Annotated in this window: 24 protein-coding genes; 8 read left to right on the forward strand and 16 right to left on the reverse strand. The window is 58.0% G+C overall.

The genetic code is table 11. The features are described from left to right. Positions 1-368 precede the first annotated feature (368 nt). Both AUC71_RS16110 and AUC71_RS16115 read left to right on the forward strand, forming a co-directional pair. Positions 369-1,031, forward strand: coding sequence for a hypothetical protein (locus AUC71_RS16110; protein ID WP_069625069.1), 663 nt, complete (start codon positions 369-371; stop codon positions 1,029-1,031). A 109-nt stretch (positions 1,032-1,140) separates the two neighbouring features. After that, a complete protein-coding gene (locus AUC71_RS16115; protein ID WP_069625090.1) occupies positions 1,141-3,270 on the forward strand; it encodes an alginate lyase family protein in 2,130 nt (709 codons plus the stop codon). Positions 3,271-3,340: 70 nt separating this feature from the next. Here the strand turns inward: AUC71_RS16115 and AUC71_RS16120 are convergent, their stop codons facing one another. Next, entirely contained in the window at positions 3,341-4,090 is a 750-nt protein-coding gene (locus AUC71_RS16120) for a class I SAM-dependent methyltransferase (protein ID WP_069625070.1), read from the reverse strand. Between the two features lie 259 nt (positions 4,091-4,349). Here AUC71_RS16120 and AUC71_RS16125 point away from each other — a divergent pair, with 259 nt between their 5' ends. Then, positions 4,350-5,156, forward strand: a complete 807-nt coding sequence (locus AUC71_RS16125; RefSeq protein WP_069625071.1) for a hypothetical protein — start codon at positions 4,350-4,352, stop codon at positions 5,154-5,156. Between the two features lie 170 nt (positions 5,157-5,326). Beyond that, positions 5,327-6,169 (forward strand): sulfotransferase family protein, encoded by an 843-nt coding sequence (locus tag AUC71_RS16130; RefSeq protein WP_083238528.1) that lies wholly within the window; start codon positions 5,327-5,329, stop codon positions 6,167-6,169. 177 nt (positions 6,170-6,346) lie between these two features. On the opposite strand, the gene AUC71_RS16140 is transcribed toward AUC71_RS16130, so the two are convergent. The 7 genes from AUC71_RS16140 to AUC71_RS16170 form a co-directional block, all read right to left on the reverse strand. Then, positions 6,347-7,093, reverse strand: a complete 747-nt coding sequence (locus AUC71_RS16140; RefSeq protein WP_069625074.1) for a hypothetical protein — start codon at positions 7,091-7,093, stop codon at positions 6,347-6,349. An 11-nt stretch (positions 7,094-7,104) separates the two neighbouring features. Then, entirely contained in the window at positions 7,105-7,965 is an 861-nt protein-coding gene (locus AUC71_RS16145; protein WP_069625075.1) for a glycosyltransferase family 39 protein, read from the reverse strand. A gap of 51 nt (positions 7,966-8,016) precedes the next feature. Then, complete coding sequence (locus AUC71_RS16150) at positions 8,017-9,018, reverse strand: glycosyltransferase family 2 protein (RefSeq protein ID WP_069625076.1); 1,002 nt, start codon at positions 9,016-9,018, stop codon at positions 8,017-8,019. Between the two features lie 127 nt (positions 9,019-9,145). Next, positions 9,146-10,306, reverse strand: coding sequence for a hypothetical protein (locus AUC71_RS16155; protein WP_069625077.1), 1,161 nt, complete (start codon positions 10,304-10,306; stop codon positions 9,146-9,148). Positions 10,307-10,496: 190 nt separating this feature from the next. After that, the gene (locus AUC71_RS16160) at positions 10,497-10,676 is read right to left on the reverse strand and encodes a hypothetical protein (RefSeq protein WP_069625078.1); all 180 of its coding nucleotides are present in this window, start codon (positions 10,674-10,676) and stop codon (positions 10,497-10,499) included. 101 nt (positions 10,677-10,777) lie between these two features. After that, entirely contained in the window at positions 10,778-12,646 is a 1,869-nt protein-coding gene (locus tag AUC71_RS16165; RefSeq protein WP_158007902.1) for a glycosyltransferase family 2 protein, read from the reverse strand. 172 nt (positions 12,647-12,818) lie between these two features. Next, a complete protein-coding gene (locus AUC71_RS16170) occupies positions 12,819-14,273 on the reverse strand; it encodes a glycosyltransferase (RefSeq protein ID WP_158007903.1) in 1,455 nt (484 codons plus the stop codon). 199 nt (positions 14,274-14,472) lie between these two features. Between AUC71_RS16170 and AUC71_RS16175 the strand changes: the two genes are divergently transcribed. Further along, the gene (locus tag AUC71_RS16175) at positions 14,473-15,375 is read left to right on the forward strand and encodes a glycosyltransferase family 2 protein (RefSeq protein WP_069625081.1); all 903 of its coding nucleotides are present in this window, start codon (positions 14,473-14,475) and stop codon (positions 15,373-15,375) included. A 123-nt stretch (positions 15,376-15,498) separates the two neighbouring features. Here the strand turns inward: AUC71_RS16175 and AUC71_RS16180 are convergent, their stop codons facing one another. From AUC71_RS16180 to AUC71_RS16195, 5 genes are read right to left on the reverse strand one after another with little or no spacing between them, the layout of a single operon-like run. Next, on the reverse strand, positions 15,499-16,011 hold the full coding sequence (locus AUC71_RS16180) for a hypothetical protein (RefSeq protein ID WP_069625082.1): 513 nt from the start codon (positions 16,009-16,011) through the stop codon (positions 15,499-15,501). Beyond that, a complete protein-coding gene (locus tag AUC71_RS16185) occupies positions 15,996-16,544 on the reverse strand; it encodes a DUF354 domain-containing protein (RefSeq protein WP_141701779.1) in 549 nt (182 codons plus the stop codon). Before AUC71_RS16185 ends, AUC71_RS16180 begins: the two co-directional genes overlap by 16 nt. Continuing rightward, positions 16,541-17,575: a glycosyltransferase family 2 protein gene (locus AUC71_RS16190; RefSeq protein WP_069625084.1), complete on the reverse strand. Its 1,035-nt coding sequence runs from the start codon at positions 17,573-17,575 to the stop codon at positions 16,541-16,543. The genes AUC71_RS16185 and AUC71_RS16190 overlap by 4 nt, the downstream gene beginning before the upstream one ends. Then, a complete protein-coding gene (locus tag AUC71_RS18995) occupies positions 17,572-17,820 on the reverse strand; it encodes a hypothetical protein (protein WP_141701780.1) in 249 nt (82 codons plus the stop codon). The genes AUC71_RS16190 and AUC71_RS18995 overlap by 4 nt, the downstream gene beginning before the upstream one ends. Then, entirely contained in the window at positions 17,769-18,467 is a 699-nt protein-coding gene (locus AUC71_RS16195; protein WP_141701781.1) for a hypothetical protein, read from the reverse strand. Before AUC71_RS16195 ends, AUC71_RS18995 begins: the two co-directional genes overlap by 52 nt. 434 nt (positions 18,468-18,901) lie before the next feature. Here AUC71_RS16195 and AUC71_RS16200 point away from each other — a divergent pair, with 434 nt between their 5' ends. After that, positions 18,902-19,918 (forward strand): glycosyltransferase family 2 protein, encoded by a 1,017-nt coding sequence (locus AUC71_RS16200; RefSeq protein ID WP_244501012.1) that lies wholly within the window; start codon positions 18,902-18,904, stop codon positions 19,916-19,918. Positions 19,919-20,087: 169 nt separating this feature from the next. On the opposite strand, the gene AUC71_RS16205 is transcribed toward AUC71_RS16200, so the two are convergent. Beyond that, positions 20,088-21,572, reverse strand: a complete 1,485-nt coding sequence (locus tag AUC71_RS16205) for a hypothetical protein (RefSeq protein WP_069625086.1) — start codon at positions 21,570-21,572, stop codon at positions 20,088-20,090. Positions 21,573-22,374: 802 nt separating this feature from the next. Between AUC71_RS16205 and AUC71_RS22090 the strand changes: the two genes are divergently transcribed. Together AUC71_RS22090 and AUC71_RS16215 are read left to right on the forward strand one after the other, a co-directional pair. After that, a complete protein-coding gene (locus tag AUC71_RS22090; RefSeq protein ID WP_069625092.1) occupies positions 22,375-22,635 on the forward strand; it encodes a transposase in 261 nt (86 codons plus the stop codon). Between the two features lie 16 nt (positions 22,636-22,651). Beyond that, positions 22,652-23,290: a sulfotransferase gene (locus AUC71_RS16215; RefSeq protein ID WP_280139334.1), complete on the forward strand. Its 639-nt coding sequence runs from the start codon at positions 22,652-22,654 to the stop codon at positions 23,288-23,290. On the opposite strand, the gene AUC71_RS18260 is transcribed toward AUC71_RS16215, so the two are convergent. Next, positions 23,213-23,773, reverse strand: coding sequence for a DUF6165 family protein (locus AUC71_RS18260; RefSeq protein ID WP_244501013.1), 561 nt, complete (start codon positions 23,771-23,773; stop codon positions 23,213-23,215). The two genes, AUC71_RS16215 and AUC71_RS18260, sit on opposite strands and share 78 nt — an antisense overlap. Positions 23,774-23,804: 31 nt before the next feature. Further along, positions 23,805-24,050: hypothetical protein (locus AUC71_RS20475; protein WP_204376766.1), on the reverse strand; the 246-nt coding region annotated here is incomplete at its 5' end.

Consider the following 24,050-nt stretch of genomic DNA (forward strand, 5'->3'; position numbering starts at 1 on the left):
TGCCGGTACTATAGCATTTCGTGGCTACTCTCTAGAGCCTGCAGTTCTGAGCCGCAAGAACCCATTGCGCCGCCCGAGTCGACGTGGGATTCCGGGCTCTAACGGGGTCGGGGAGGGCATGAAGATCGGCACCTAAGCAGCCAGCCAAACTTTCTTGGAGACAAGATTCCAGTCTCAAGCGTGCTTTTGCCTATAGGCCGGGTACAATTCACCATGGCCGTGTACGCAAAGGAGATTTGCCACGGGCCCTGCCGATCCGTCGCTCAAATCTTGGTGCCGTTTCGCTTCGCCGTCTTGCGAGCTGACGCACCGGCAGATGCCGACCGTTACCATGTACAACGGTCTTGCTGAAAGAAAGTAGTCTGACTATGGATGCGCTGATCAAAACAACACGCGTAGAAAAGTTGCACCTCCTGTCATACAGCGACCCCGATGGCGTCGCCATTGTTATGCCAAGCCTAAATGTCGCGAAGGCCACCGAAACCGCAAAGATCCTGTTGAAGAGGGCGGGGATGACGACCACCGTCTTTATTGTGGAGGACACGGTGCGACAGGGCTTCATCAAAACCCTGAACGACACCGCTGCTCAGTTGCGCGTTCGATATCTGGCTTACGTTGCGGAGGATGCTTTTCCGGGAGTTGACTGGCTCCGAAGTGCACACGCGCGTCTTGAGGAGACCAACCGCGGCCTGCTTGCCTTCAACTGCGGAAAGTGGCGAGGGCGCATCGCCGCCTTCGGGTTGGTGCGTCTAAGCTGGGTGAAACAGCTTTACGGGGGGCCTGTCTTCTTCCCAGCTTACAAAGCGCACAAGGCGGACAACGAACTCACCGTCATAGCCCGCGTTCAAGATCAGCTTGTCTATGATCCAAACTGCGTCCTTGTGGAGATTGATGCTGATAAGCAGTTTCGGGAGACTGTCCCAGAGGATAAGCCACCTTTCGCGAGCGTTTCCGTTCGGGCTTTTCCGGGCTCGCTTCGCTTGACGAGTTACGGCCCCTTGCTGCCGAGTATTTTGTGCCAATGGATGTGAACTCGGCAGATCGCAAGCCAAGGGACGCATAGTGCGCTGGTTTTCTCAGAGCAGCTGCCCAAGCCGCAAGGCATCTTCCTTCTTTCAACGGCCGTTGACCTTTAGCGAGGTGCGCGCTCTCAAGCGGGAGTCTAGAGAGAGTGGGCTACAGGCAGTACGAGATACCTTCGTCCTCTACCGGATCGTTGGAGTCGATCTGTATCCACCTGTAGCCGGACAGTCGCGAACAAATCTTCAGTTCATTCTTGAACACGAAGAGGCGCTTCCAAATTGCCAAAAGCGCTACTTGGTCTACAGAATCTTTGACCAAGAAGAGGAGCAGAAAATAGTCGCTCTGCTAGAAAGATTCGGAGCGACCTACACGGTCGTACCATTCGATCGCTCGGAGTACGCGAGGATCGGTTTTGACCTCCAATCTCTGCCAGAACCAGAGCTCTTGACTGGCCCAACGATGGATCTCTTGAGCGTGTCCGAACGCCAGCGCTTGCTGATGAGTCTCCATCGCTCGAAGGCCAACTACGTCATTCATAACAACGGAGCCAAAAACTCAGTTCTGCGCGAGGGGCGCGGACTAGCAAAATGGGTTCTCCCATTTGACGGGACCTGCTTCTTTACGAATCAAGGCTGGCGTCAGTTCATGTCAGACGTACAGCACAAGCCCTACCTAAAATACTTTGTGGTGCCCATGACACGCGTTGCCTCGAACGAGGATCTCCTCTCGGAGCGGGTCGAGTGTAACCAGAGTGAAGAGCCGCAGCTCGTGTTCCGGAAGGATGCCGCTGAAAGTTTTGATGAAGACTTTACTTACGGGAGACACTCAAACGTCGAGCTATTTTGGCGGCTTCAGGTCGCTGGCGAGTGGGACCACTATAAGGATGATGCGTGGGATCAACAGCGTCGAACTCTGTCCGAAGAGGCACGACAATTCGGAGTCGCCGGCTGGGTTGCTCGCCTATCCTCAGGGGTGGCAGATCAGGAGATTGAGGACAGGGAGCAGCGTAGTTTAGCGCACACAAGCGCCATTCTCTCAACTCTTCATGCCCTTGATGCGTCAGTTGCCGGAACATCGAAAGAGACGTTGGTAAGCGTCAGAGAATTGGTCTTGGATCAGGAAAGGCGATCTTCAGACCCTAAAATTTCACACTTGATTGACCTAATACAGCAAACGGCTGAGCAGGCCTTAAGTCGTGGACCGTATTCAGTGGTCGACAAGACGACCCTCCCGCCGAGTGGGTGTGCGCAAGACTACTGGCATCCGGCCCCCTACTGGTGGCCAAACCCCGATACCCCCGACGGTCTCCCCTACGTCCGAAGGGATGGTGAGAGAATACCCGGTACGAGCTTGTTCGAGCCTGAGAGCGACAAATATGACCGGAGCCGCCTCCAGCGTGTCTTCGATGACTCATTTGTTCTAGCAATGGCGTGGCAGCTCACCGGCAATCAGGTCTTCGCTGACCACGCCGGCAATATTTTCAGGAGGTTTTTTATAGCCGAAGAGAGTCGCATGAACCCGCACTTGGTCTATAGCCAGGTTCGTGCCGGATACAATAGCAATCTTGGATACTCGTCAGGCATTATCGAGATGAAGGACTTGTACTTCTACCTCGATGCGGTTCGGATCCTTGACCGTGCAGGAAGTATCAGCCGGAGAGAGGTCGAGGCATTCTCTGCGTGGCTAGACGCTTATCTGTCTTGGCTCATGGACTCCAAGCAAGGTAGGAAGGAACGAGCGGCGAAGAATAACCATGGTACCTGTTATGACTTGCAGGTAGCCGCAATCGCTTCTTTCTTGGGCCGAAAAGAGACGCTGTACGAGACGCTCGCCCGAGCACAGTCAAGGATAGGGTCTCACTTCGCGGCTGACGGCTCACAGCCCCACGAACTCCAACGCAAAACGACGCAGCATTATTGTTGCTTCAATCTCCAAAGTTGGATCAATCTTTCTGAGCTCGCGATGCGGTGGAACGTCAATTTTTGGACTTACAACCCTCCTAGGGGCGGCAGCCTTAAGAGAGGTGTCCGCTGGTTCCTTGGTTTCAGGCAGAGCCGCTGGCCATTCCCACAAAATGATGCCTTTGACCAGGATCGCTTCCTACCGATCTGGTTTGCGGCTCGCGATCGGATCGGGGATCTCAGTCCTACCGGGCGTCCGGAGACTGCTTACGAAGCGAAGCCACTGTTTCATCCTCACGATGGTGTGAGGCCATTTTGGAACATCGGAAGCTTTGGCTCACCGTAGTTCATCAGACTATTTGCGGGAAGCTGGCGACGTGGCTCTGGCGGCTGCGGTATGCGGCTCCTCCCAAAGGTCAAAATTGCCCAGGCGGCCGTTTCGCAAGGCAGTATACGGAGAGACCGAAAGGAAGATCGAGACCCTTCCGTATGGCCCACACCTCAGAATCGAGAACGCTTTGAAAGAGTGCATTCACCGGTCGCGGCATCAGACCGCTTTGCTTGCGAGCCGGCCGCTCCTTGGAGCTTCGGCGCACGACTTTCTTGCTGAGGCGAACCGAGGCGGCGACGGGAAAGAGGACGGAATTGAAGTAGCCGCATCGCACGACCTCGACCGAGGGGGGAAACGCGCGCTTGAGCTGACGGGCGGTGTAGCGCCGAAAATGGTGCAGAGCGACGTCATGCTCCGAGAAGAGCCATTGGTAGGCCGGCACCGTGGCAAAGAGAAAGCCGCCGGGCTTCAGGTGCTGAGCCATCCAGTTCAAGGCTTCTCTGTCGTCCTCGATGTGCTCCACCACATCCATGGCGACGATAACGTCGTAGGTCTCTTTGAGATCGAACGGGATGGGATCGCCCATGACGTGCCTGATCCCGCCGATTTTCCTGAGCGCCTCCAGGCCGACGTCGCTGATTTCAACGACATCGACTTGGCCAAACTCCAGCAAGGCGGGCACATTCTGGCCTACGCCGGCTCCCACCTCCAGGAGCTTGAGATCTTTGCGGCCGCCTCCGGACTGCCGCACCATTGAGCTCAGCAGATTCCGGCGCCCCTTCTTGAGCCAACTCTCGCTTTCGCGCTGATAGTCCCTGTATGCGGCTGCGTCCATGTCGCGTTCCCGAGGGGCCGCCTCGTTCTGTTCTGCAGGTCGCGCCGCGCGGCGTACCGCCCTGAAGGCGGTAATCCCCCTTGCGCTTGGTCACCGTGGCGCTCTCTTAGGCCCTAAGGTTCGTCCCGTCCAGAGCGGCCTTCTGGCGTTCGAGGGGGCTCGATGCTAACCATGCCCCGACCGCCTTTGGCGTCGGGCAGCAGCAAGTCAAACTGAAAACAATGCGGCCTTGGGTTCACACGCTCTCGAGGGCTTGGCTGTGAAGGATAAGCTCCTGATAGAGCAGCGCCTGCGCTTCATCGGCTGGGCGATCACGGCGCTCGCTCTCGCCCTCATCGGCTGGAGCATATCGACCTCCGACTTTTTGGAGACGGACGCATGGCGGGATCCTGCGGTCCTGGCTGGAATTTTCGCCTCTGCCGCGATTTTCACCGTTTGTCTCTGCCTCATATTCGCAGCATGGTACCTCGTGATCATGAGCATTTCGCAGATTCCTATCTCCTGGCGCGAAGGCTTCTGCATCTACGCGATCTCGCAGATCTATAAATATGTCCCATCAAACGTGGTCCACCATATCGGGCGGTACTTCATGCTCCGCCAACGTGGCGTCGACCACAGGGCTGCGGCGTGGGGCTTTCTCACAGAGGTGGTGCTGATCCTGATCGCCTCCACGCTCGTGGCGCTACTTTTCGGCGCGCCGCTGGTGCGCAATGCAGTGGCGGACTTGAGCAGCAGCACCAGCCTTCTCCTTTTGGTGGTTGGCTCTCTGGCCTTGGTCGTCGGCGCGGGGATGGCAGCCCTCCTCCTTGGACGAAGAGAGACCCTGCAGAGCTTCCTCAGCCCTTTCTTCCGGGCGCAGGTTCTCCAAGCAAGCATCGCAGCGCTGCTTCTGCATATTGGCGCCCGCGTGGTCGGAGGCGCGGCTCTTTGGTGGCTCGCGATGCCTGTGCTCGGTTCTGGCGAGCTTGCCCTAGCGGTGCCATTGCTGTGTGGGCGGCTGCCTGGACTTTGGGCTACATCACCCCCGGGGCGACAGCCGGGTTGGGGGTCCGCGAGGCGATCATGATGGCTGCCTTGGTGGCATTAACGATACCTGTCGCAGAGGCAACCCTTCTTGCGTTGGCCTTCCGGGTCGCCACCACCTTGGGCGATCTTCTCTTTGCCGCAATGGGCTGGCTCGTGCAACGCTTCGTTCCGGTTCCTGTGAAGCCATCGCATCATTCGGAGTCATGAGACCTGACGCCCTCCCGAGATAAGCGTAGCTCTGCGGTTTCGCCCTTCTTCGTCGTCGGCTGCGGGCGATCGGGAACCACGCTGCTGCGCACCATGCTCAATCGTCACTCTCAAGTCGCCATCCCTTTGGAGTCTCTGTTCATCGTCGACTACCTACGCGCCTCGCAGAACATCGATCGCAGACGGCTGTTCGCGATGCTGGTCCGAGAGTACGAGCTAGAAGAATGGGGCGTGGATGTCCGCGCCAGCGATCTCACCGAAGCCGGGGACGCCCGCGAGGCGATCGAGAAGTTGCACGATCTATATCTCGCCAAGGTCGGCAAGACAATCTGGGGACAGAAAACACCGCGCTTCGTGCGATACGGCGCCCTCCTCAAGAGGGCATGGCCGCACGCCAAGTTTGTCAATGTCGTGCGGGACCCGCGGGCTGTCGTATCATCGCTGATCCGCTCAGACGTGCATCGGAGCAACGCTTTCTTCGCGGCGTTGCGGTGGTTGAAGGACGTAACCGCAGGCTTTGATCTGCAGGACCGCTTTCCCGACGATGTCCTTCTCGTTCGGTATGAGGATCTGGTACGAGACCCTGAACCGGTGCTCAGGAAGGTATGCGGGCATCTCGGCATCGAGTACGAGGCGGGGATGGCGGCTCCGAAGGGCAACGAGATGCGCGAGTACGGATCCTGGTACAGCCAAGCTCACGCGCTTCTCGACAAGCCGCCGGACCCGGATCGCATCGACCTCTGGCGCACGCAGCTCTCGCCACGCCAACTCAGCCTCATAGAAAGTATATGCGGCAAGCCTATGGAGCGCCTCGCTATGATCGCACCCAGCCGGAGGCCGCGATAAACAAATCCTATGTCGCGGCCCTTCTGGCCGATCGCGCCGTCGGTTTCGTGTCTCAAATTGTCAAGGCGCAACGGGACCGGCGCGGCTATCTCAAGTCAGTGGCGCGCCGGAAGATCGCTATGCTTGGTGTTCGCGGGATGATTCTCGAGAGCCGATGGTCCAGCAAGCGGTAGCTGCTTACTTCCTCGTGTCCCAAACGATGATCCCGCGGCCCCTTCGATCAAGCTGCGTAATGTGCCTCGTATAAAGCTCATCTAGCCGGCGCACAGTCCTTGGGTAACTTTTGAGCCGCTTATGCGTGAAGGCTACAATCAAAAAGTCGTGGCCATCGATCTCGTCGATCTTTTCTCGAAACTTTTGCGCGGACAACTTCTCGTAAGATGGCCGTATCTTGTCCTCGACCCTCACCCCTCCCTTGCTCATCTTCGGCAAATAGTAGTTGAGCGTGCCAGTATGATTGGCTTCATACAGGACATAGCTTTCGCTTGGATTTCCGCGAACCGTATTCACCACGAGCTGAGCTATACCGCGATAATCTTCGTTGATCAGAGATGCAGCTTGGCGACCCCCTGGAGCCGCTATCGCGAGGGCCACGACGATGGCGTAAATCAACGAATACCGGACGTAGTGACGTGCCGGATCAAGCGCCTTAATCTTTGAGAGAAGCTTTTTGGCAGACAGAAAGATGTTCTCCACAGCAAGCAGCGTCATGACAGCGAGGGGTGGCGCACAGAAAATGAAATATCGCGCGCTGTATCTTTCTGCGTGAGCCACAAGAAACAGCAAGAATGCCATGACACAGGGCACAAAGGCCCAGATGACAACGTAGAGTGTGAAGTAGCCACGGTCCTCAGCGCCCCGTCCATCGTATCGATAGACGGCCCACACGCCCTGGATTGTCAGAAGGATCAACACTGCCGCCACGGCTACTGGCGCTAGGGCGCCGAGGTCTGCCCCGCCAAATGTCGGTCTATCACGTAGTCAGAGAAAATTGTCCACGGGTCAGCTGAAGGGAAATCTGCGCTGTAGGTACCGCGCTCCTCAAACTGAGCGTAGCGATACGCCATTGCCCAGCCCCAGCTAAAGAGAAGCAAGACCACCGGAACAACACTAATCAACGCAGCCTTTGCGGTCTCGGCAATGGCGCTCAAATGCGGCTTAATCGTAAGAAGATAGATCAGAAGAAAGAGACCCTGCGCGCCTAGGAAGAAGACGTTGTAGTAGTGCGTCATGATTAGGCCAGCGTTCGCCAGCGTCAGCCACACCAACCTTCGATTGAGAAGCCCTCGCCAGCTGCACGGCCTCGGCAGCTTGGTGACGTAGCGATAGAGGAGCAGCGAGGAGAGACACGTCAGAAATAGGGTCTGGGCGTATGAACGTGCCTCCAAGCCGTATCGCATCGGGAAATACATCACCGTGAAGATGATGGCGGAACCGAGCGCCACGCGCTTCCCATAGACTTTGTAGGAGAAGAGGTAGAGGCAAAGGGTCGCCCCTACGACGTAGACGTTGGACAGCGAGCGCGTCGCAAGTTCGCTCGTCCCGAACAAATCCATCCAGTTATATAGAATGAATTGGTACAGCGGCGGATGGATCGAGCTGTACGCCAGCGAGAGGATAGCATCGAAAACGGTATCGTGATTAGAACCATCGAGGTAAACCGATATGAACTCGTCATACCAATAGGGACGCCACGGCGCCAAATAGCTGCGCAGCACGAAACCCAAAAAGAGCACGACGATGAGCGCTGCGTGCTGTTCAAGAAACGCATAGGCAGCAGATCTGAACTTGTTCATGGCGTGGGCCCGACAGGGCGAGAGAGGCGATACGATTCGGCACCGTTCGTACTAACGCTTCGGGTCACCCACCACTTCGGCTACGATGGCCCGAGTGTTGAGAGGCTCTGTTCGGTGAATGATCAGTTCGGACAGCATGCCGAACAGCAACAGCTGGCCACCCACGATAACGAGCAACACGCCCAGAAGCAGCAGAGGCCGCTCGCCGATGGATTCGCCGAACGCGATTTTAATGATCGTGAGATAGGTCAGTACGACGGCGCCGATGAATGAAAGCAACAGCCCGGCGCCTCCGAAAAGGTGTCCCGGGCGGCGGTCGTAACGTGTAATCATCAGAGTGGTCAGAAGGTCGAGGAATCCGCGTGAGTAGCGCTTGAAGCCGTACTTGGAGACGCCGAACTTGCGGGCGTGGTGCCTCACCGGAATTTCGCCGATCCGGTATCCGACAGAGTCTGCCAGGACGGGAATGTAGCGGTGAAGCTCGCCATAGAGCGCGATTGATTCGAAGACCTCGCGACGATAAGCCTTGAAGCCGCAGTTCATGTCTCTCAGCTTCACGCCCGTAAGCCGCGAAGTCACGGAGTTGAAGACCTTAGAGGGAAGCGTCTTTTCGGCGTTGTCCTTGCGGGCCTCTTTCCAACCCGACACGACATCGTAGCCTTCGTCGAGCTTGGCCAGGAACTTCGGAATTTCCTTAGGATCGTCCTGCAGGTCCGCGTCCATCGTGATAATAACGTCTGTCGCGGCTTCGCGGACGCCGATGTCCAGTGCGGCCGCCTTGCCGAAGTTGCGGCGCAGCCGGATACTGGTAATCTCCGGATCATCCTTCGCCATGTCGGCGATGATTTGCCAAGAGCCGTCGGTGCTACCGTCGTCGATGAATATGATTCGCAGCGATCCGATCTCAGGCGAGTCCTGGGCAACGCTCCGCAAAGCTTCCTTTAAGGAGAGCAGCGATTCCCGCTCATTGAAAACCGGTATGACCACCGAGATGCTTTTGGCGGTTTTCTCGCGCGCGGAATGCGGCTTTGTCTGAACGCCCAACCCGGTCATCTCCACCCCCGGCTAGGAGATCTACGAGACCTCTGCAGCCTGCCTTCTTCTGTAGCCGAGAATGACCGTGGGAGTCGACTGGCCTTCTCTCGGGTTGGCTTTCGCCGCCCTCGGAACAGCGCTTTTTTCAATGGATCGAGTAGACGAGATAACCGTGACTCCATGAGTTGAAGTGCTTCTCCTGAAGCGTCATATCGCGATCGAAAGCCTCGAGCGTCCTAGGAAAGTCTTCAGTCTTCTGGTGGGTAAAGGCCACAATCGCATAGTCGGCGTTTGGCACCGCGATTGAGATCGGCTCCTTCTTCCTCTCAAAACGGCGCTGTAAGATCTCGTGGACACGGATGTCGTTGGAGAACCTGCTCAAGTAGTAATTAAGAGTGGGGTACTTTTTAAACGTGGTTTCGTAGACCACGAATTTCTTGTCTGGTTCGCGATTGATGCGTTCCACAATGGCCTCGGCGATGCCACGCCAGTCGGCCTTGGGCTTCTCCAGGCCATAAGAGCCGCCGGGATAGACTAAGTAGACCGCGAACACCGCCGTTGCGAACAGCGCCGCACGGCTCAACACCGGCACCATGCGGCTCAACAGCATCATGATCTGGTAAATACCGATGACTACGAGGACAGACAACGGGCCAACCGAAAAAGCGAAGTAGCGGTCGCTATAGCGTTCGTGCCCCGAGAAGAGAAAGAGGAGGAAGGCGAAGAGTACCGGCGTAAGCGCGGCCAGTATGAACCATAACGTGAAGAGTGTCTCGCCGTCCGTGCGTCGCACGACCCTTACCAAGGTCGTGATTGTCACCAATGCGATCAGGAGAACGACGGCATAATAGGTATAGTAGCTCCCGAAGTTCGGCTGTATCACCGTCGCCGATAGGGTCTCCCAAGGAAGCTTGGGCATACCATCCACCGTGTAGCCGTCGGAATGTTTGCCGTAGACCTTCATCATCACCGGCCCCCAAACGAGCAGGAGCACGATCACGGGCACGACGCCCACCGCGAATGTCTTGGCGATCGCGTCGAACGGCCGTTCACTGCGGTACAGGAGATAGATGATGAGGAAGACGCCTTGCGCTGCTAGGAACATCGCGTTGTAGTAGTGCGTCATGAGCAGCGCCGTGTTCGCTGCCAGTAACGCGTAGAACCATCCATCCTTGAGCAGGGCACGCCACGACTTCTCGGCGATCCGAGGCAGCGCATAGACGAGACAGAGCGTCGACAGTGAAGACAGGAAGATGCTCTGCGCGTAGGAGCGCGTCTCCATGCCGTAATAGGTCGGCGTGAACATCAGCGTGAACGAGAGCGCTACGATGACGCCGAGCCACGCGCCGTAGACCCTCCGGACTGCGAGATAGAGGCACAGGTCGCGCCGACAATGTAGAGATTGGACAGCGAGCGCGTCGCGACCTCGCTGTCTCCGAAAACCACCATCCAGTTGTATAGGATGAACTGATAAAGCGGCGGATGTATCGAGCGGGTCAGCCTGTGGATGCATCGGACACGGAATCATGGGCGATGCCGTAGACCACGACCGAGTAATGCTCGTCGAGCCAGTATGAATTGACGTCGGCGAAGTAGAAGCGGGCAGCGGCACCCGCAATAAGGATCGCAAGGAAAATAACTGAAGGCAGATCCCAATAGTCCCTGAACGCACGCATCGCCCCTCAATCCCCGTCTCCCTTGCCTCGAGTCCCCTAGCGAAGTTTCGGGGGCACGGCAAGACCCGGGCGACTTCTCAAAACCCGTTACCCTCGGCGCCCTAGCCAGCTAACTCGGGGCAAGCGCGGGTCTCCGGAGAACCAGGTGATGGAACGACCAAAATACCGCGACGCGTTTGCCTCGCATGCCGCCAACCAACCCTCCAGCGCCTCAGGTCCGAAAGGTTCGGGGGAATCTCCTCGACGAGAACATGAACGGCTCCGGCTTCCACCGCCGGCATGAAGCGTTGGAACTTCTCGAGGACAGGAGGGTGCGGGACCACCACCTGGTCGCAGACCACGTGCTCGCCGGCGACGAGGAACTGGACTTCGCCCCGGTCTTCCAGGTTGCGGAACTCGGGAAGAACCTGGGTTGTGGGATCGAAATCGTAGCATGCCGTTTGGATTAGACCGATCCGGATTCCTCGGTTGATGGCTTGCTCTATATGCTGGAGGTTACGCGCCTTGATCCGCCCCGGAATCCGGAAGTCCGAGGCGATCACCACATCGAAGTGCCGCCGCTCGCCCTTGGAGATCTCCCTGAAAGGCTGCATCGGCTCCGGAATGGCGAAGGGGCGCTTCTTTTGGGGGAACTCGTAGAAGAGCCGCTTCCGCGAGCGGTGATAGCGACGCGAGGCTTGGTGGTACGCAAGCCGCGCGCCCATGAAGAAACCATGGAAGCCGAAGACGCTGCTTCCGGTTAAAGAGCTCTCGGACTGCCGCTGGAACGACAGGGGGCCAGCTTGTGCTAAGCTTACTACTGAGTTGCGTCCCAAGCTCACGCGGATTCGCTCGATAAACTCCGAGTCGGCGCCGAAGCGTACCGAGTCCCAGTAGCCGAGCTTCTGCAGCACCGGTTCCCGCCGGAACATCAGCGACGACATGTTGTCGAACAGATAGTGCCCCGGGTTGCCGCGGCGGTGAAAGACAAGCTCGCTCGTGGCGCGCGCCTGCTGGGACATGTTGGCCATGACCTTGGGATGGGCTTGCAGGTACCGCGCCTGGATCTCAAGCTTCCGAGGGTGAGACCAGTCGTCGGCGTCGTGCGTCGTCACGAACTCTCCGGAGGCCTCACTCAAAGCGATATTGCGCGCGACGTAGCTACCTCGGTTCGCCTCCGCCCGGATGAGCTTGATGCGCGGCTCGCGCCTCGAGAACTCCGAGACGACCGCGGCTGTGTCGTCGGTACTGAGGTCGTCGACCACCAGCACCTCAACGTTCCGCCAAGTTTGATCGATCAGACATTGAAGCGCCGTGCCGATGTGGTCGGCCGCGTTGTAGGCCGGCACGATGACGCTGACCTTCGCGCCGTGAGCCGGGGGCAGCGTCTCGGTCACGGTCAGACAGTCGTAGAGCGGTTCTCCCGTTTTGGGCCTTAGCGACACATGGGGTAGATTGAAAAGCGCCAGCGCGCCATTGATGTGTCGCTGCCGGTCATCGGGGGCCTGCTGCAGGTTGGCCGCCGCGAGGTGAAGGTCTGGATGCTGCGTGACGCGGAGAACCTCCTCGATCACTCGACGCCCCGCGTCGACCTCTCCCAGCGTCGCATGACACTCCGCCCGCAGGATCGCCTCCCGCCGCCTTAGCTCTGGATGCGCCACGTCATCGAGACCCCGATCGAGAAGCTCAAGTGCAGCCGCGGAGCCCTCCGCCGAGCGGCGGTTGGCATGCCACACGGCGAGATCCCAAATTGCGAGCTGACGCTCCACCGGCTCATCGCTCTCGGACATGCTGGTCAAGTCTTCGAGCGCGCGCTCAGTGAACCCAAGATCGTTGAGGCGAACCCGCAACTCCTGCACCCGGACGATCGGATCCTTGATCCCGAGCGCCCATTTGGCAGCGCGCCGCAGACCCTCGGGGATGAGAGCCCGCACCTCCGTCGGCAGGAGGCGCCGGTAGAACGGCAGCATCGCGGACATAGCGCCCCGCACGCGGTTCTGAACGCCCTGCGGATCCGATGGCACGCTAGAGGAGGATTTGTCGGAGGGCTTCATGCTGATCGTACTCGCAACGCGTAAAAGTCTGGCCTTCAGCTCTCTCGACCGCGAAGTCCAGAGGCCTTCTCTACCCCATGGAACGGACCTGTAAAGGCAACAGATCCGGTCAGCGCCGACCCTCCAGCAGGCTCCGCAATTGGCGCCTAAAATCTTCGTTGTCGGCGAAGAACATGCGAATTACTCGCAGCATGAGCCTCAAGCGCCCGCGCAGGCCGCGCGTCTCACGCCTTCGGGCGCCTCGCTCCTTGCGGAGCTCATCGAACCTCACCACGCGATAATCGGCTAGCAGCTGGTCGAAACGGTGAACTGCTGGAGCGTTTTGCCGCTCAACCTGAGCCGATACCGTTTGAGTTTGGGCGGTCCCGTGGAGTTCCTCGAACAGGGCCAAATATCGAGGACCGATCGCACTCGCGGCAAAGGTTTCCGCCACATAGCGGTGAAGCTCCTCCGGCCTGTCTTGCGAGCGGGAAAGCATGGTGCGCAAGCCGCCTGCGAGGGCCTCAATGTCGTTCACCGCGACCGCGCGCCCTCGCGCGCCTTGCGCGATCTCCGGGATGGCGCCGACACGGAAGCCGACGACCGGCGTGCCGCATGCGACCGATTCCGCCGCAGTGTTGGAGAAAGTCTCCTCGGTCGACGGGATCAGGGTGACGTCAGCCGCGGAATAGAACTGCGCCAAGCGATGCTTGTCGGCGATGAATCCCACCTCGATCGTCTCGAATGGTACCTGTAGCGGCTTCTCGAGATCACCTGCGCATACGACCACGCAATCCTTTGCGGGAACATCGCGGGCCAAACGCTCAAGCGCGGCGACGGCTTGCGAGCCCCCCTTCACCGAACTGCCGAACGAGGGCAGGTAGGCAACCGCGTGCTTGTCTTGCGGAATGCCGAGCGCCGCGCGGGCGGCCTCCCGACGATGGGGCTTAAAGATCGAAACATCGATGGGGTTGGGAATCTTCTCGATGCGGCACTGTCCAAAGAGCGGGGAGCATTCGATGAGCGACGCGGTGTGGTCGCTCAGCACGACGACCGTGATGTTCTCTAAGTTCCAAAGCGTCCTCTTCGCATCCAGCGTGGCACCAGGAAGCGGCAGCGTATCGGGAATAAACTGCGGGCACGGGAAGCAATCGCGCTTCCAATTCTCGCAGCCATGAAAGAAGTGGCAGCCGCCGGTGAGTGGGTTCATGTCGCGGACCGTGATGATCACGGGTTTCCCGCTGCTGGACAGGCGCTCGACGTTACGCACCGAGAGAAATCGCGCGAACCAGTGCAAATTGAAAATGTCCGCCTGCGCGATGATTTCATCGAGCTCGGCGTCCGGAATGCCGGGCGGGTCCACCGAGAAAATGGTCAAGCCAGGAACCCGCCTGGGCTGGCACCCCTCCTCAGCGCCCCGCAGTCGCCTGATGCCGGGGTGCCTGCCGCGCTCGGCCTGGCCGACATAGAGCGTGGAGCCCGCGCCACTGAGGCGCAACGCATCATGCACGCGAAGCGCTGCATAGCCCGCGCCACCATTGATCATAGTGCTGAACATGGCGATGCGTAGGCGCTTCGCCGCCATGGGCGTTCTCCACTGGCGCCGGGCGCCCTGCCGCCTAGCGCGAACCAACCGTAGCGGCCTGTATACAAGCCTCGCCGGCGCCTCGCCATCGCGAAAAGATACAGTGTTTCTGGAGATTAGAGGGTCGGCACGTCCATCCAGGTTGATTTGGCGGGGGGCCGTCGAGGCAGGGTGCGGGATCAGCTCGGAGCCAACCCGCGTGCCAGCCGTCTCGATCGTCATACCGGTCTTCAACAGACAGGACGTCCTGCGGCGGGCCGTCAGTAGCGTTCTGTCGCAGACATTTCAGGACTACGAGCTGATCGTGGTTGACGACGGCTCGACAGAGCGTGTCGCCGACGCGCTTTCTGAGGCGCGGGATAAGATCGTTTTCCGCCTCATTCACCACGGCCGCAACCGCGGCGCCGCAGCGGCACGCAACACCGGCGCCCGCGCCGCCACGGGGCGCTATCTCGCCTTTCTGGACTCCGACGATACGTGGCGCAGCGAGAAGCTGGCGCAGCAGATCGCTTTCATGGAGGCGGAGACAGAGCGCCGGATGTCCTGCACTGGCTTTGCGTTGGTTGGCGAGCACGGCGTTTTTGACCGGCGGCTTCCGCCGAAAGTTAGCGACCTCGACGAAATCCTCTGGGGCTGCCGCATCTCGCCCGGCACCACCTTGATGGTGGAACGCGCCCTTTGGGAGACCACTGGACCGATGGACGAGACCCTGGGCCGGTTGGAGGACTGGGATTGGATGATAAAAGCCGCCAGGCATGCGCCGTTCGACGGCTTGCGCCAAACACTCGCCGATGTGCATCACGACCGCTACGCGCACGTCAACGAAGCGAAGCTCGTTGCCGCCGCTCGGAAGATCGCAGACTACGCCCGCGAGGGACGCTACGGACTTTCACCTTCTCAGAAGAGGATTCTGCTTTCCGCGGTCCAATACGAACTCGCCGCCACTTATTACCGGAAGGGTCGTTTCGGTGCAGGGCTCGGTGCGCTGGGAAAGTCTCTTCTCTACGCCCCGTGGAAACGGCCCGGACACGTACTGGCCGCGCTCAACACGGTTCGGGCCGATATCCGGCGATCGCTGACGGATGAGCGCGAAGGCTCCTAATACTCGGCGTAACTCTTCTCTTCGACGATGGTGCTGTTAGACCGATCGCGGTGGACGCGCGTCTCTAGCATCGCGGCATTGGGCGTGCCACTGTTGCTTAACGAAATCCCCACCTAACTCATGTCAATAGGCGCCAGCATATTGGCGGTGCAAGTTGATGAGCAAATCTTCAAAGGCGTCAGTGAAGGAGACCTTCTCGGCGAGCAAGCGCGCTCGCGCCTGTGCTTTGGTTTTCATGATACCTTCGTCAGCCAATATTGCGCCGACCCGTTCGCCTAACGTCTCCTTGTCGAGGATGCGTTCGATTAAGCCGTAGCGCTCAAGCTCGCGGGTGTGTCCGGCCTCAAGTGGATTCGCCAAGACTGTGGGCACACCAAGCACCGCTGATTCACCTGCAACCGTTATGCTTTCCGAGATGCACAACCGGGCGAAAGCGAGCAGATGGTGCAGGTCGTGCGGCGCCACTTTGATGGCCCCAACCAAGGGTGTGTTGCCTTGATCATTCTCCGAGCTGAGCACGATTTTTTTTATGCCGCTTGCCCCAATGGTAGTGCTTAGCTTGGCAACGTCATCCGGCCTCAAACCGGAAACCCCGTGGTCGTGCAGCGCACGCCAGGCTATCAGCCGAAGCACCACATACGGCTCCTCAGCCGAGAGGCCATATTTCGAGAGGACAGAAGGATCAGGCTGGAACTCAGATGGGTGAAGGTATGCAAGGGGTTCCAGCGAGTTAATGCGCAATTGGCGGGGCCCCAGTCCTTATAATAGGACGTCGTTGTTACGATTTTCGAGGCAAATGGTAGGAAAAGTCGTTGCTGCAATGTGGCGAACTCGGTGTCCTCATGCACAATGCACGGGATGCGCATGAGCCACGCGACGTGGGTGATCGCGACTGAGTGCGCCGACAGCACGAGCGTTGGACGAAATCGCAAGACGGCGATGAACGTCCGCCATTCCCGCACGAGAAGTTCGAATAATGTGCCTAGATAGCCTTTCCGGGCGCGGCTGATGCAAAGGTGGTCACAGCCGAGTTCATCAAGCAGAGAAAGCATGACGTCCTTGTCACGGCTTAACACCTTTACCGTAGCGCCGCGCAACTCCAGCCGGCGCAGCACGTGCTTGAATTTGTGGACTTGAGCAGGATGTGAAAATTCTGCCAGCAGTCTCATACAGGGGCGCGGCTAGTATCATAGGCTGTTCCCCGTTTTACGCTATCGGGCATCATGGAAGGCAGGAGCTTCGGGGCGAATGCGCCGCTAACGAAGCCGCAAACCATCAGGATAGCTCCCGTCATGACCAGCGGGAGGACTACCGGTAGATAGATTAGCCGTCTGGGATCCTCGGCGAAAATGCGTACAAGTCGGCGAGAAACCTTTGTCAGGTGATCGGCTCCAACTGAGAACATTCGGCCAAACAAAAACCCGCGCGATGGTCTGTTATGGTGCGCGCCAGAGCGACCGGGCCAGGGCAGCTTCTGAGTGTAAACGCCGTCCAGGCCGAACACGATATAGCGCCAGAAAAAGTGGGCCAATCCATTTGGCGACTCATGACGGCAGCGACTCAGCGGCTGTCGAGCAATGCGGTAGCCATGTTCGCGCAGGAGCGCCGCATAATAGGTCGTCGGCAACCGGAAGACCGGCAGGTTTGTCGGGGGCGGGACGCGCTCAAGTGCCGAGCGACGGAACGCGACATTGTTAAAGTGAAACCGCTCGGCTTCATAAATTTCCTCGCGGTCCGTGTACCAATCGAAGCTGAATAGAACTGCCGAAGCAATGGCCCACGCCGAGTCGGTATGGATCATTGTCTCGCCACCTAAGACGCTGATGTCCGGCCTTTCAGCCAAGCCCTCGATGAGATGCCGTAACCAACCGGGTTGGTATTCGCAATCGGCGTCAAAAAAAACTATAATTTCGCCCGTTGTCTCCTTCACGCCTGCCATTTTGGCCTCTTCATACCCCGTCTCGTTCGGAACCTTGACCAAGCTTAACCAGGGAAAGTCCTTACGAAGCGTGGCCAGCACCTCTTGCGGCACCTCACCACTCTCGACCAAGACGACCTCGTTCGCCGCTTCGGGACTAAGATCCTGCTGCGCTAGACTCGCCAAGCTACGGCGGACATCGTCTACATCAGCTAACTCTAGATTGACGGTCTCGAGAACGAGCGAGAACGATGGCAAACTCCGATCACTGACGGCGTTCATTTGACACTCTCCTTGCGATAATCACGTGAGCCCCCCAGCAGCAAAACAGAAATCAGCCCTGCCGAGCCAGTGACCAGCAGCCCGGCAGCACGGTAGATTGCCGCACAGACGAGACCAGTTACCAGCGTCGAACCAACACTGCTGGATAAGAGGGCAACAACCCATTCATAGACCCCGAGATTGCCAGGGGTAATCATGACAAGCCGCAGCGCGAAGGTAAGCGCATCCACCACGCCGCCGACCACGAGCCATTTGGCACGTTAGCCAAAGCCGCGAACAGGAGGCCGAAGGCAAGGAAGCTTGATAGCGACCTTACGCATAGCAGCGTGGCGACAGTCAACATGCGCCGATGGTCTCCCACGACTTGAGCCCAGGTCTCTGGAAAATAGGAAAAGCGTTGCAGACGACCAGTCTTTGGTAGCCTCCCAGCAAAAATGAGAATGAGACTAGCGCCGAACAATGTGCATGCGCTCAGCAGCCAAAGGAGATGCAGGTTGGCCATCCCATGTGCCTCGAGCCAAGCGAGACCAATGAGCGCAGTCAGCGAAGCCGTACTCAACGCAACGACGACTATGACCCCGCTGATGGCTAGAGACCTTTGAACTTCGACTCCATGTCGGCCTTTCAAATAGGCCGATTTTGCGGCCTGCGCCGCACCAGGTAGCGATAAAATGGTTCCCGCCGAACTAGCAGCCACAAACTCTAAGCTATTCAAGTTGGGCGCATAGCGCCGCAGGCAATAGGTGGTGGCGCCTATAAGAGCCAGATAGGCTATGGCCCGCCCCATCACGACCTGAAGCACTGTGATGCCTGATAGATCGAGCAATCGTTGAAATTCGGATTGGTTGGCCCAGAGGTATGCCGCAAAGGCACCCAACAGCAGAACCAGCACGAGCCATTTGGCAGCCTTGAGTAAACGGCTCGCGCTACGGAGCGGGGGTGCGGCCGTAGTCTGGCACTGCTGAGATGCTGCACTCGACATAAGTAGTCTCTGAAAAATAAGGTGAAATCGGGGGTTGTGCCCTGCCCGTCCTTATATCGAGTGATGCTAAGGCCAATCTCGTCTAACGTAAACAGCATACCCGGATCGGTATTCGGCCAACTTTTCCGTGCTCTCGTCGCATTTGCGGCGCTTGCAGCGATCAAGCCACGGCTTGGAGCCCAAAAATTCTGGAAGACAGCCGCTGTGAGCGACTGCAAGCCTAGGGGTGCCCCGGCATTGCGGCTAGCGACCTTCGATGTTTGAGTCGTGTGCTAACCGCCTTTGCGGATATAATGGTTGAGGCTTTGACCCAACCCGCTCATCCACTGTTGAGAGACCGTCGAATGGACTTCTCCCCCGAGAACATTCACCCAATGCAATCAGTGGAACCACGGCCGGATGGACAGAAGAAGAAGCTGATCATCCAGATCCCTTGCTTAAATGAAGCAGAGACGTTGCCCGTTACACTGGCGTGTTTGCCGCGTCAGGTGCCGGGATATGACGTCGTAGAGTGGCTCGTCATTGACGACGGTTGTACTGACAACACCGTGCAGGTAGCGAAGGCGCATGGTGTCGACCACATAGTGAGCCTTGGCACAAGGCGCGGCCTTGCGGTGGCTTTTATAGCCGGCATCGAGGCCAGTCTAAAGCTTGGGGCGCACACCATAGTGAACACCGATGCTGATAATCAGTATCGTGCCGAATATATCTCGGAGCTTGTGCGTCCGATCTTGGACGGCTCCGCACAGATAGTCGTCGGGGCGCGTCCGATTCAGAGGACCGAAGATTTCTCGTGGTTAAAGCGGCGGTTGCAGCGGCTAGGCAGCTGGGTCGTACGCGTAGCAAGCAACACTGACATCCCCGACGCGCCCAGCGGCTTCCGAGCGATTTATCGCGAGGCGGCAATGCAGCTTTACGCCTTCAATGCTTATACATACACACTAGAGACAATAATCCAGGCGGGGCGTAAAAACATTCCTATCACTTGGGTGCCAGTGGAAACAAACGGCCCCACGAGACCATCGAGATTGATCTCATCGATTCCCCGTTACGTCTGGCGCTCACTGATCACAATTCTCCGGATTTTCATTGTTTACAAGCCGGCTCGGTTTTTCGGAATGCTGAGTTTGATAGTCTTAGTGCCGGGTCTAATCGCCATTTGTCGATTTCTCGTTTTCTATGCCCTGGGAGACGGGGGAGGACATTTGCAGTCACTCATTCTTGGCGGAAGCTTAGTCGCAGTCTCTGCCATTCTGCTGGTCACGGGGATTATTGCGGATCTCATCGCCGCAAACAGGCGCCTGCTAGAGGATATTCGACTGAAGTTGTGGCGACAGGAATTGGGTGGCCCCCGGCCTTGAGCTCAAGACCCCCGCGACTGCGGCAGTGAATTGAGCTCAGCTCAATTTCTCTGAAGATTAGAGCGTGCCTCGCCTGAGTTTGTCATAGGGCCGTGCGGTGACCACCAGTCAGCGCCGAATGCAGCCTTGCGGCAGAACTCAGGGATCCTGCAGGATCCCGACACTACCGTTAGGAATGATTTTTGAGCCCCGTCCTTCGCGCAAGAAACGCAGGAGCCCTCCAGCAACGCGAGGTTGCCGCTACCGCGATATAAAGAGCAGCAAGAGGAACAACCTGAATCAGCATTCGGTTGAGCGAGTCGCCATCTCCCACACGATAGCCTCCACCGCGAAAATAAGCGAGCAGCAGAAAAAGTGGAATGACGGCCGTCAACGGAAACTGCAGGTACACAAGGGTGTCGTCCCTACACAGAATGAGGACGAGCAGCACAAGGGCAGCGAGGAATGCCAATGAAGCTCCCCACGCTCCCGCACCACCCACAACGTTCTCATATGTGGCCGCGAGGCTCTCAACTAAGATCTGCGGATTGAGGATCGCAGCACCGGCCAACGCCAGCCACAACAAAGCTTCCCCGGCAATCAGCAATTGGCGGCGGTGGCCGGTAAGCTTTGACCAGGCTAGAACAGGGATGGCAACCAGAGCTGCTATCCCGAGAACAAGTGGACCAATTGCAAATGCGGGAACCTGCGCCCCAGCCTTCACGAATGCCATGATTACAAAGCTGCTCCAAACTATGGTCGAAGCACCATAAACGCCAAGCACAAGGGCGCGGCTGCGCAAAGTCACCATGTCGCTTAGCAATAGCGGCGCAATAGCAAGCATAATCGCAAGCGGCGCTTCTGGCCGCGTCACCGTCAAGGCCATTATGGCGGCCGCAATGAGTCCCAGCAGCGCCGGCCCTGGCATGTTTGGCCTAGTAGCCAGCAGCCAACTTGATGCCGTAATCGCTACAAAGCAGATGCCGAAAAAAAGATGACCGTTCACGTAGAACGAATGGAAGACATACCGATTGTTTGACACAAGAAGCAAGAGCATCGCAACGCCGACGGCATAGCGATAGGTTTGCGATGGCGTTCCCTGAGGTCGATTTGATTGCGCGGGCTGAGTGCCAGTTGAGTGATACCACCACAGCGCTAACAGCAGTGACGCCGACAAGGCGGGTGAGATCGTTCTGACATAGCCATCATCGTAAAGTCGCCCCAGGGACTGCAGGATAGGGACAGCTAGATTGCGCTTGGTGATGAGGTTGAGATTGGCGAGATCATAATTGTCGTTCGCCAGCAGCCATGCGCCCAGTAGGTACCTGAAGCTGTCAATATGATATTTGACCAGATTGAGTTCATGGGCGAGGAAAACTATGAGCGCTAATCCGGAAAAGGCGCAGGCTAGATAGATCCACTCCTGTTGCGTCGGCTTAACGCGGATCGGACTTCCAAACCAAAGAGCAAGAGAGAGAAAGAGTGTGCTTGCGAGCATCCAGACCGGGTTCGTCGGCAGACCACAAACTACGAGCAGGAAACCGACGGCCACAAGGACAAACGATCCGACGAGGAAGCCGAGAGCAGCAATCCCCAGGCCGCGCATTCCCAAGGCGGCCACAAAGAACACGCCCGCAACGAAAACGACACTAACGACCAAGAATTCATAAATCACAGTTCCAACGCCTCTCGGAGCGCATCGTCCAACAGTTGCACGTCAACAAAAAGTATCGGATTGACACGCCCCGGATCTCCCTTCGGTGCCAGGACTACAAATGTCCGCGCGTCAGGGGATAGCCTGAATACAGAAAGGCGCTCCTTTAGCTCCTCCATCAGTCTCGTGTTCATAGGAGCATAGTGGCTTAAGTCGACTTCGTAGGCACTGTTACTTGACCCCTCAAATTCTGTTACGGGATCGTAGTCTCGAAGCAGAATTTTCTGGCTTTGCCGAACCCAATCAAACTGGTGTGGAGTTCAAACCAACTGCTTAGGCGTCGAGAAGGCAGTATGACCGTGGAATTAGGACTAATGACGCCGAAATAGTAGAAAGGCCCTACGCGGTACCGAACTGATTGACTGCGAGCTGTGCCAATCTCAAAAATGTTTCCACTCTTATGAGCCCTATAGTCGCGTAGAGCCTGATAGTTGTGAACTGTCCTTTTATCAATATGACGGAACTGAAGGAAATTCACGCCGATCGCAATTATCATAAGCCCGAGAAACAAATGTTGGGACGAAACCCAGCTCGATAGGTGTTCACGCAACCCTACCATTGCTTTGCCCTCCGCCTCTGTAGCCCCGCCTCAATTACCCCGATGGGATTAGTGCAATTGTAACTTGCGTGAGCCATCCGAACCTAGGCCTGCGACAGCGAATGCGCTTTCCGACCTTCCAAGGGAAGAGATTCCGGGGCTCAGGTCAAACGTTTTTCTGCGACGCTAAAATTGTTAGAGTCCATCACCTTGAGGGGGATGGGCATGAAGCCGAGACGGTTGACGGAAGAGCAAATTATGGGGCTCCTGCGCGAGCAGGAAGTCGGATCAACAACGAGCGACGTCTGCCGCAGGCATGGGGTGGCCAGCGCGACGTTCTACAAGTGGAAAGCCAAGACGAAGACTGACTTCGGGGTGGACGTCCGAGATCGGCTCACACGGCTCGGCTTGACGTGGCCGTTCGTCGGCCTCATCTCCCAACCGGACATGCCCGACGTGCTGCCGTGTGCCCGCGGACTGAGTTGAGAGGAAGCGGAAGCGCATGCCAGTAACCCCTGACCCGCGACGACCCCGGATATTCGGCATCGGTATGAACAAGACCGGTACGACATCGCTGACCGAGGCGTTGCGAGCCCTCGGCTTCAACGCGTTCCACTGGGGCGGCCAGACAGTCACTGATCTGGTGGCTGAGGCTCTCAAGAACGGACGACCCTTGTTAGAGGGACTTGATCCGACACTGGATGCGTTTAGCGACGTTCACATCCTGGCTCGCAACTATGAACTGCTCGATGAGCAGTACCCGGGCAGCAAGTTCATTCTTACGGTTCGTCCGATCGACTCGTGGATTCAAAGTCGGACCAAGCACGTTCTCCTCAACCGGGAGCGCAAGACCGCCGGCACGTATTCGGGCAAGTTCTTGGAGGTTGACGAAGACGGTTGGCGGGCGGAGTGGCGGCAGCGTGTTGACGGAGCCCGAGCGTACTTTGAAGGACGAGATGATTTTCTCGAGATCGATCTCACCGCTGGTCTCGGGTGGGATCCGCTGTGCACGTTCCTTGGGCGACCGACCCCGAAACAAGAATTCCCGGCCGCGAATAGTGCTTTAGATCGCCGGAAGAAGGTTTTGGCGGAAGCAGAACTCGACAAGGAGGCCAGAGAGACCGCCGCAGAAAAATGGTGACGCCGCTGCCAGGCCTGGAGCTGTCGAGCACTTTTGTTCCGCGTTTCTGGTGAGCGAGGGCGACATGTTCGACGCTTGCGACAGATCGAGCCTCGGCCTAATACTCTGCGTAGCTCTTCTCTTCGATGATGACGCTGTCGAGCAGCTCGTTGATCTTGCGCTTCGTCGCAGCACGGGCGCGTTGCTCCGATAGACTGAACGCGCCACCGCGACGAAGGCGTCGCCGAAGTCCTTATTGCGCTCGAGCTCGCGGATCTCGTCCTCGATATCCCATATTTTCTGATTTGCTGCACGCAACTCGTCGATTAGCTCGCGGAGCTCCGGTGTTTCCGGGATGTTGGCGCGGAAAGTCTCCATCAGATGCGCGTGCTCGCGCCGCACGTTGGCCAGTTTCGCTTCGTCCTCAATCTTCTGGAGCTTGATCTCGAGGATCGTGATCTTGTCGATCAGCTCGCCGGGGGCCACTTCTACCAACAGCGTCACTTCGCGCCTCCCCGCGTCTTCTCCATTGCGGTCAATTTCTCGCGCAACTCGGCGATCTCGGCTTCCGTCGCCGACACGCGCGCGGCGGCCGACTCGTAGACGCCCGCAGGCGCTCGGTTTCGTCTTTTGAGACGGCTTGATAGGCCAGGAGATCTTCGATCTTGGCCTGGGCTTTAGCCTTCTCATCCGCGCTAAGGCCCTGCGTTTCCGCGAGCGAGGCAGCCAGAGAGGCGCGGAGCTGGGCAATCTGCTCGTCGTGGGCGCGCAAGCCCGACAG

It is taken from the genome of Methyloceanibacter marginalis (assembly GCF_001723295.1).
Taxonomy (GTDB): Bacteria; Pseudomonadota; Alphaproteobacteria; order Rhizobiales; family Methyloligellaceae; genus Methyloceanibacter; species Methyloceanibacter marginalis.

Excerpts from the sequence above, each read along its gene's own strand:
- AUC71_RS16110 (WP_069625069.1), top strand. The coding sequence starts at position 369 with ATGGATGCGCTGATCAAAACAACACGCGTAGAAAAGTTGCACCTCCTG.
- AUC71_RS16120 (WP_069625070.1), bottom strand. The coding sequence starts at position 4,090 with ATGGACGCAGCCGCATACAGGGACTATCAGCGCGAAAGCGAGAGTTGG.
- AUC71_RS16145 (WP_069625075.1), bottom strand. The coding sequence starts at position 7,965 with ATGAACAAGTTCAGATCTGCTGCCTATGCGTTTCTTGAACAGCACGCA.
- AUC71_RS16150 (WP_069625076.1), bottom strand. The coding sequence starts at position 9,018 with ATGACCGGGTTGGGCGTTCAGACAAAGCCGCATTCCGCGCGCGAGAAA.
- AUC71_RS16155 (WP_069625077.1), bottom strand. The coding sequence starts at position 10,306 with ATGTTCACGCCGACCTATTACGGCATGGAGACGCGCTCCTACGCGCAG.
- AUC71_RS16160 (WP_069625078.1), bottom strand. The coding sequence starts at position 10,676 with ATGCGTGCGTTCAGGGACTATTGGGATCTGCCTTCAGTTATTTTCCTT.
- AUC71_RS16170 (WP_158007903.1), bottom strand. The coding sequence starts at position 14,273 with ATGGCGGCGAAGCGCCTACGCATCGCCATGTTCAGCACTATGATCAAT.
- AUC71_RS16185 (WP_141701779.1), bottom strand. The coding sequence starts at position 16,544 with ATGAGACTGCTGGCAGAATTTTCACATCCTGCTCAAGTCCACAAATTC.
- AUC71_RS16190 (WP_069625084.1), bottom strand. The coding sequence starts at position 17,575 with ATGAACGCCGTCAGTGATCGGAGTTTGCCATCGTTCTCGCTCGTTCTC.
- AUC71_RS16200 (WP_244501012.1), top strand. The coding sequence starts at position 18,902 with ATGGACTTCTCCCCCGAGAACATTCACCCAATGCAATCAGTGGAACCA.
- AUC71_RS22090 (WP_069625092.1), top strand. The coding sequence starts at position 22,375 with ATGAAGCCGAGACGGTTGACGGAAGAGCAAATTATGGGGCTCCTGCGC.
- AUC71_RS16215 (WP_280139334.1), top strand. The coding sequence starts at position 22,652 with ATGCCAGTAACCCCTGACCCGCGACGACCCCGGATATTCGGCATCGGT.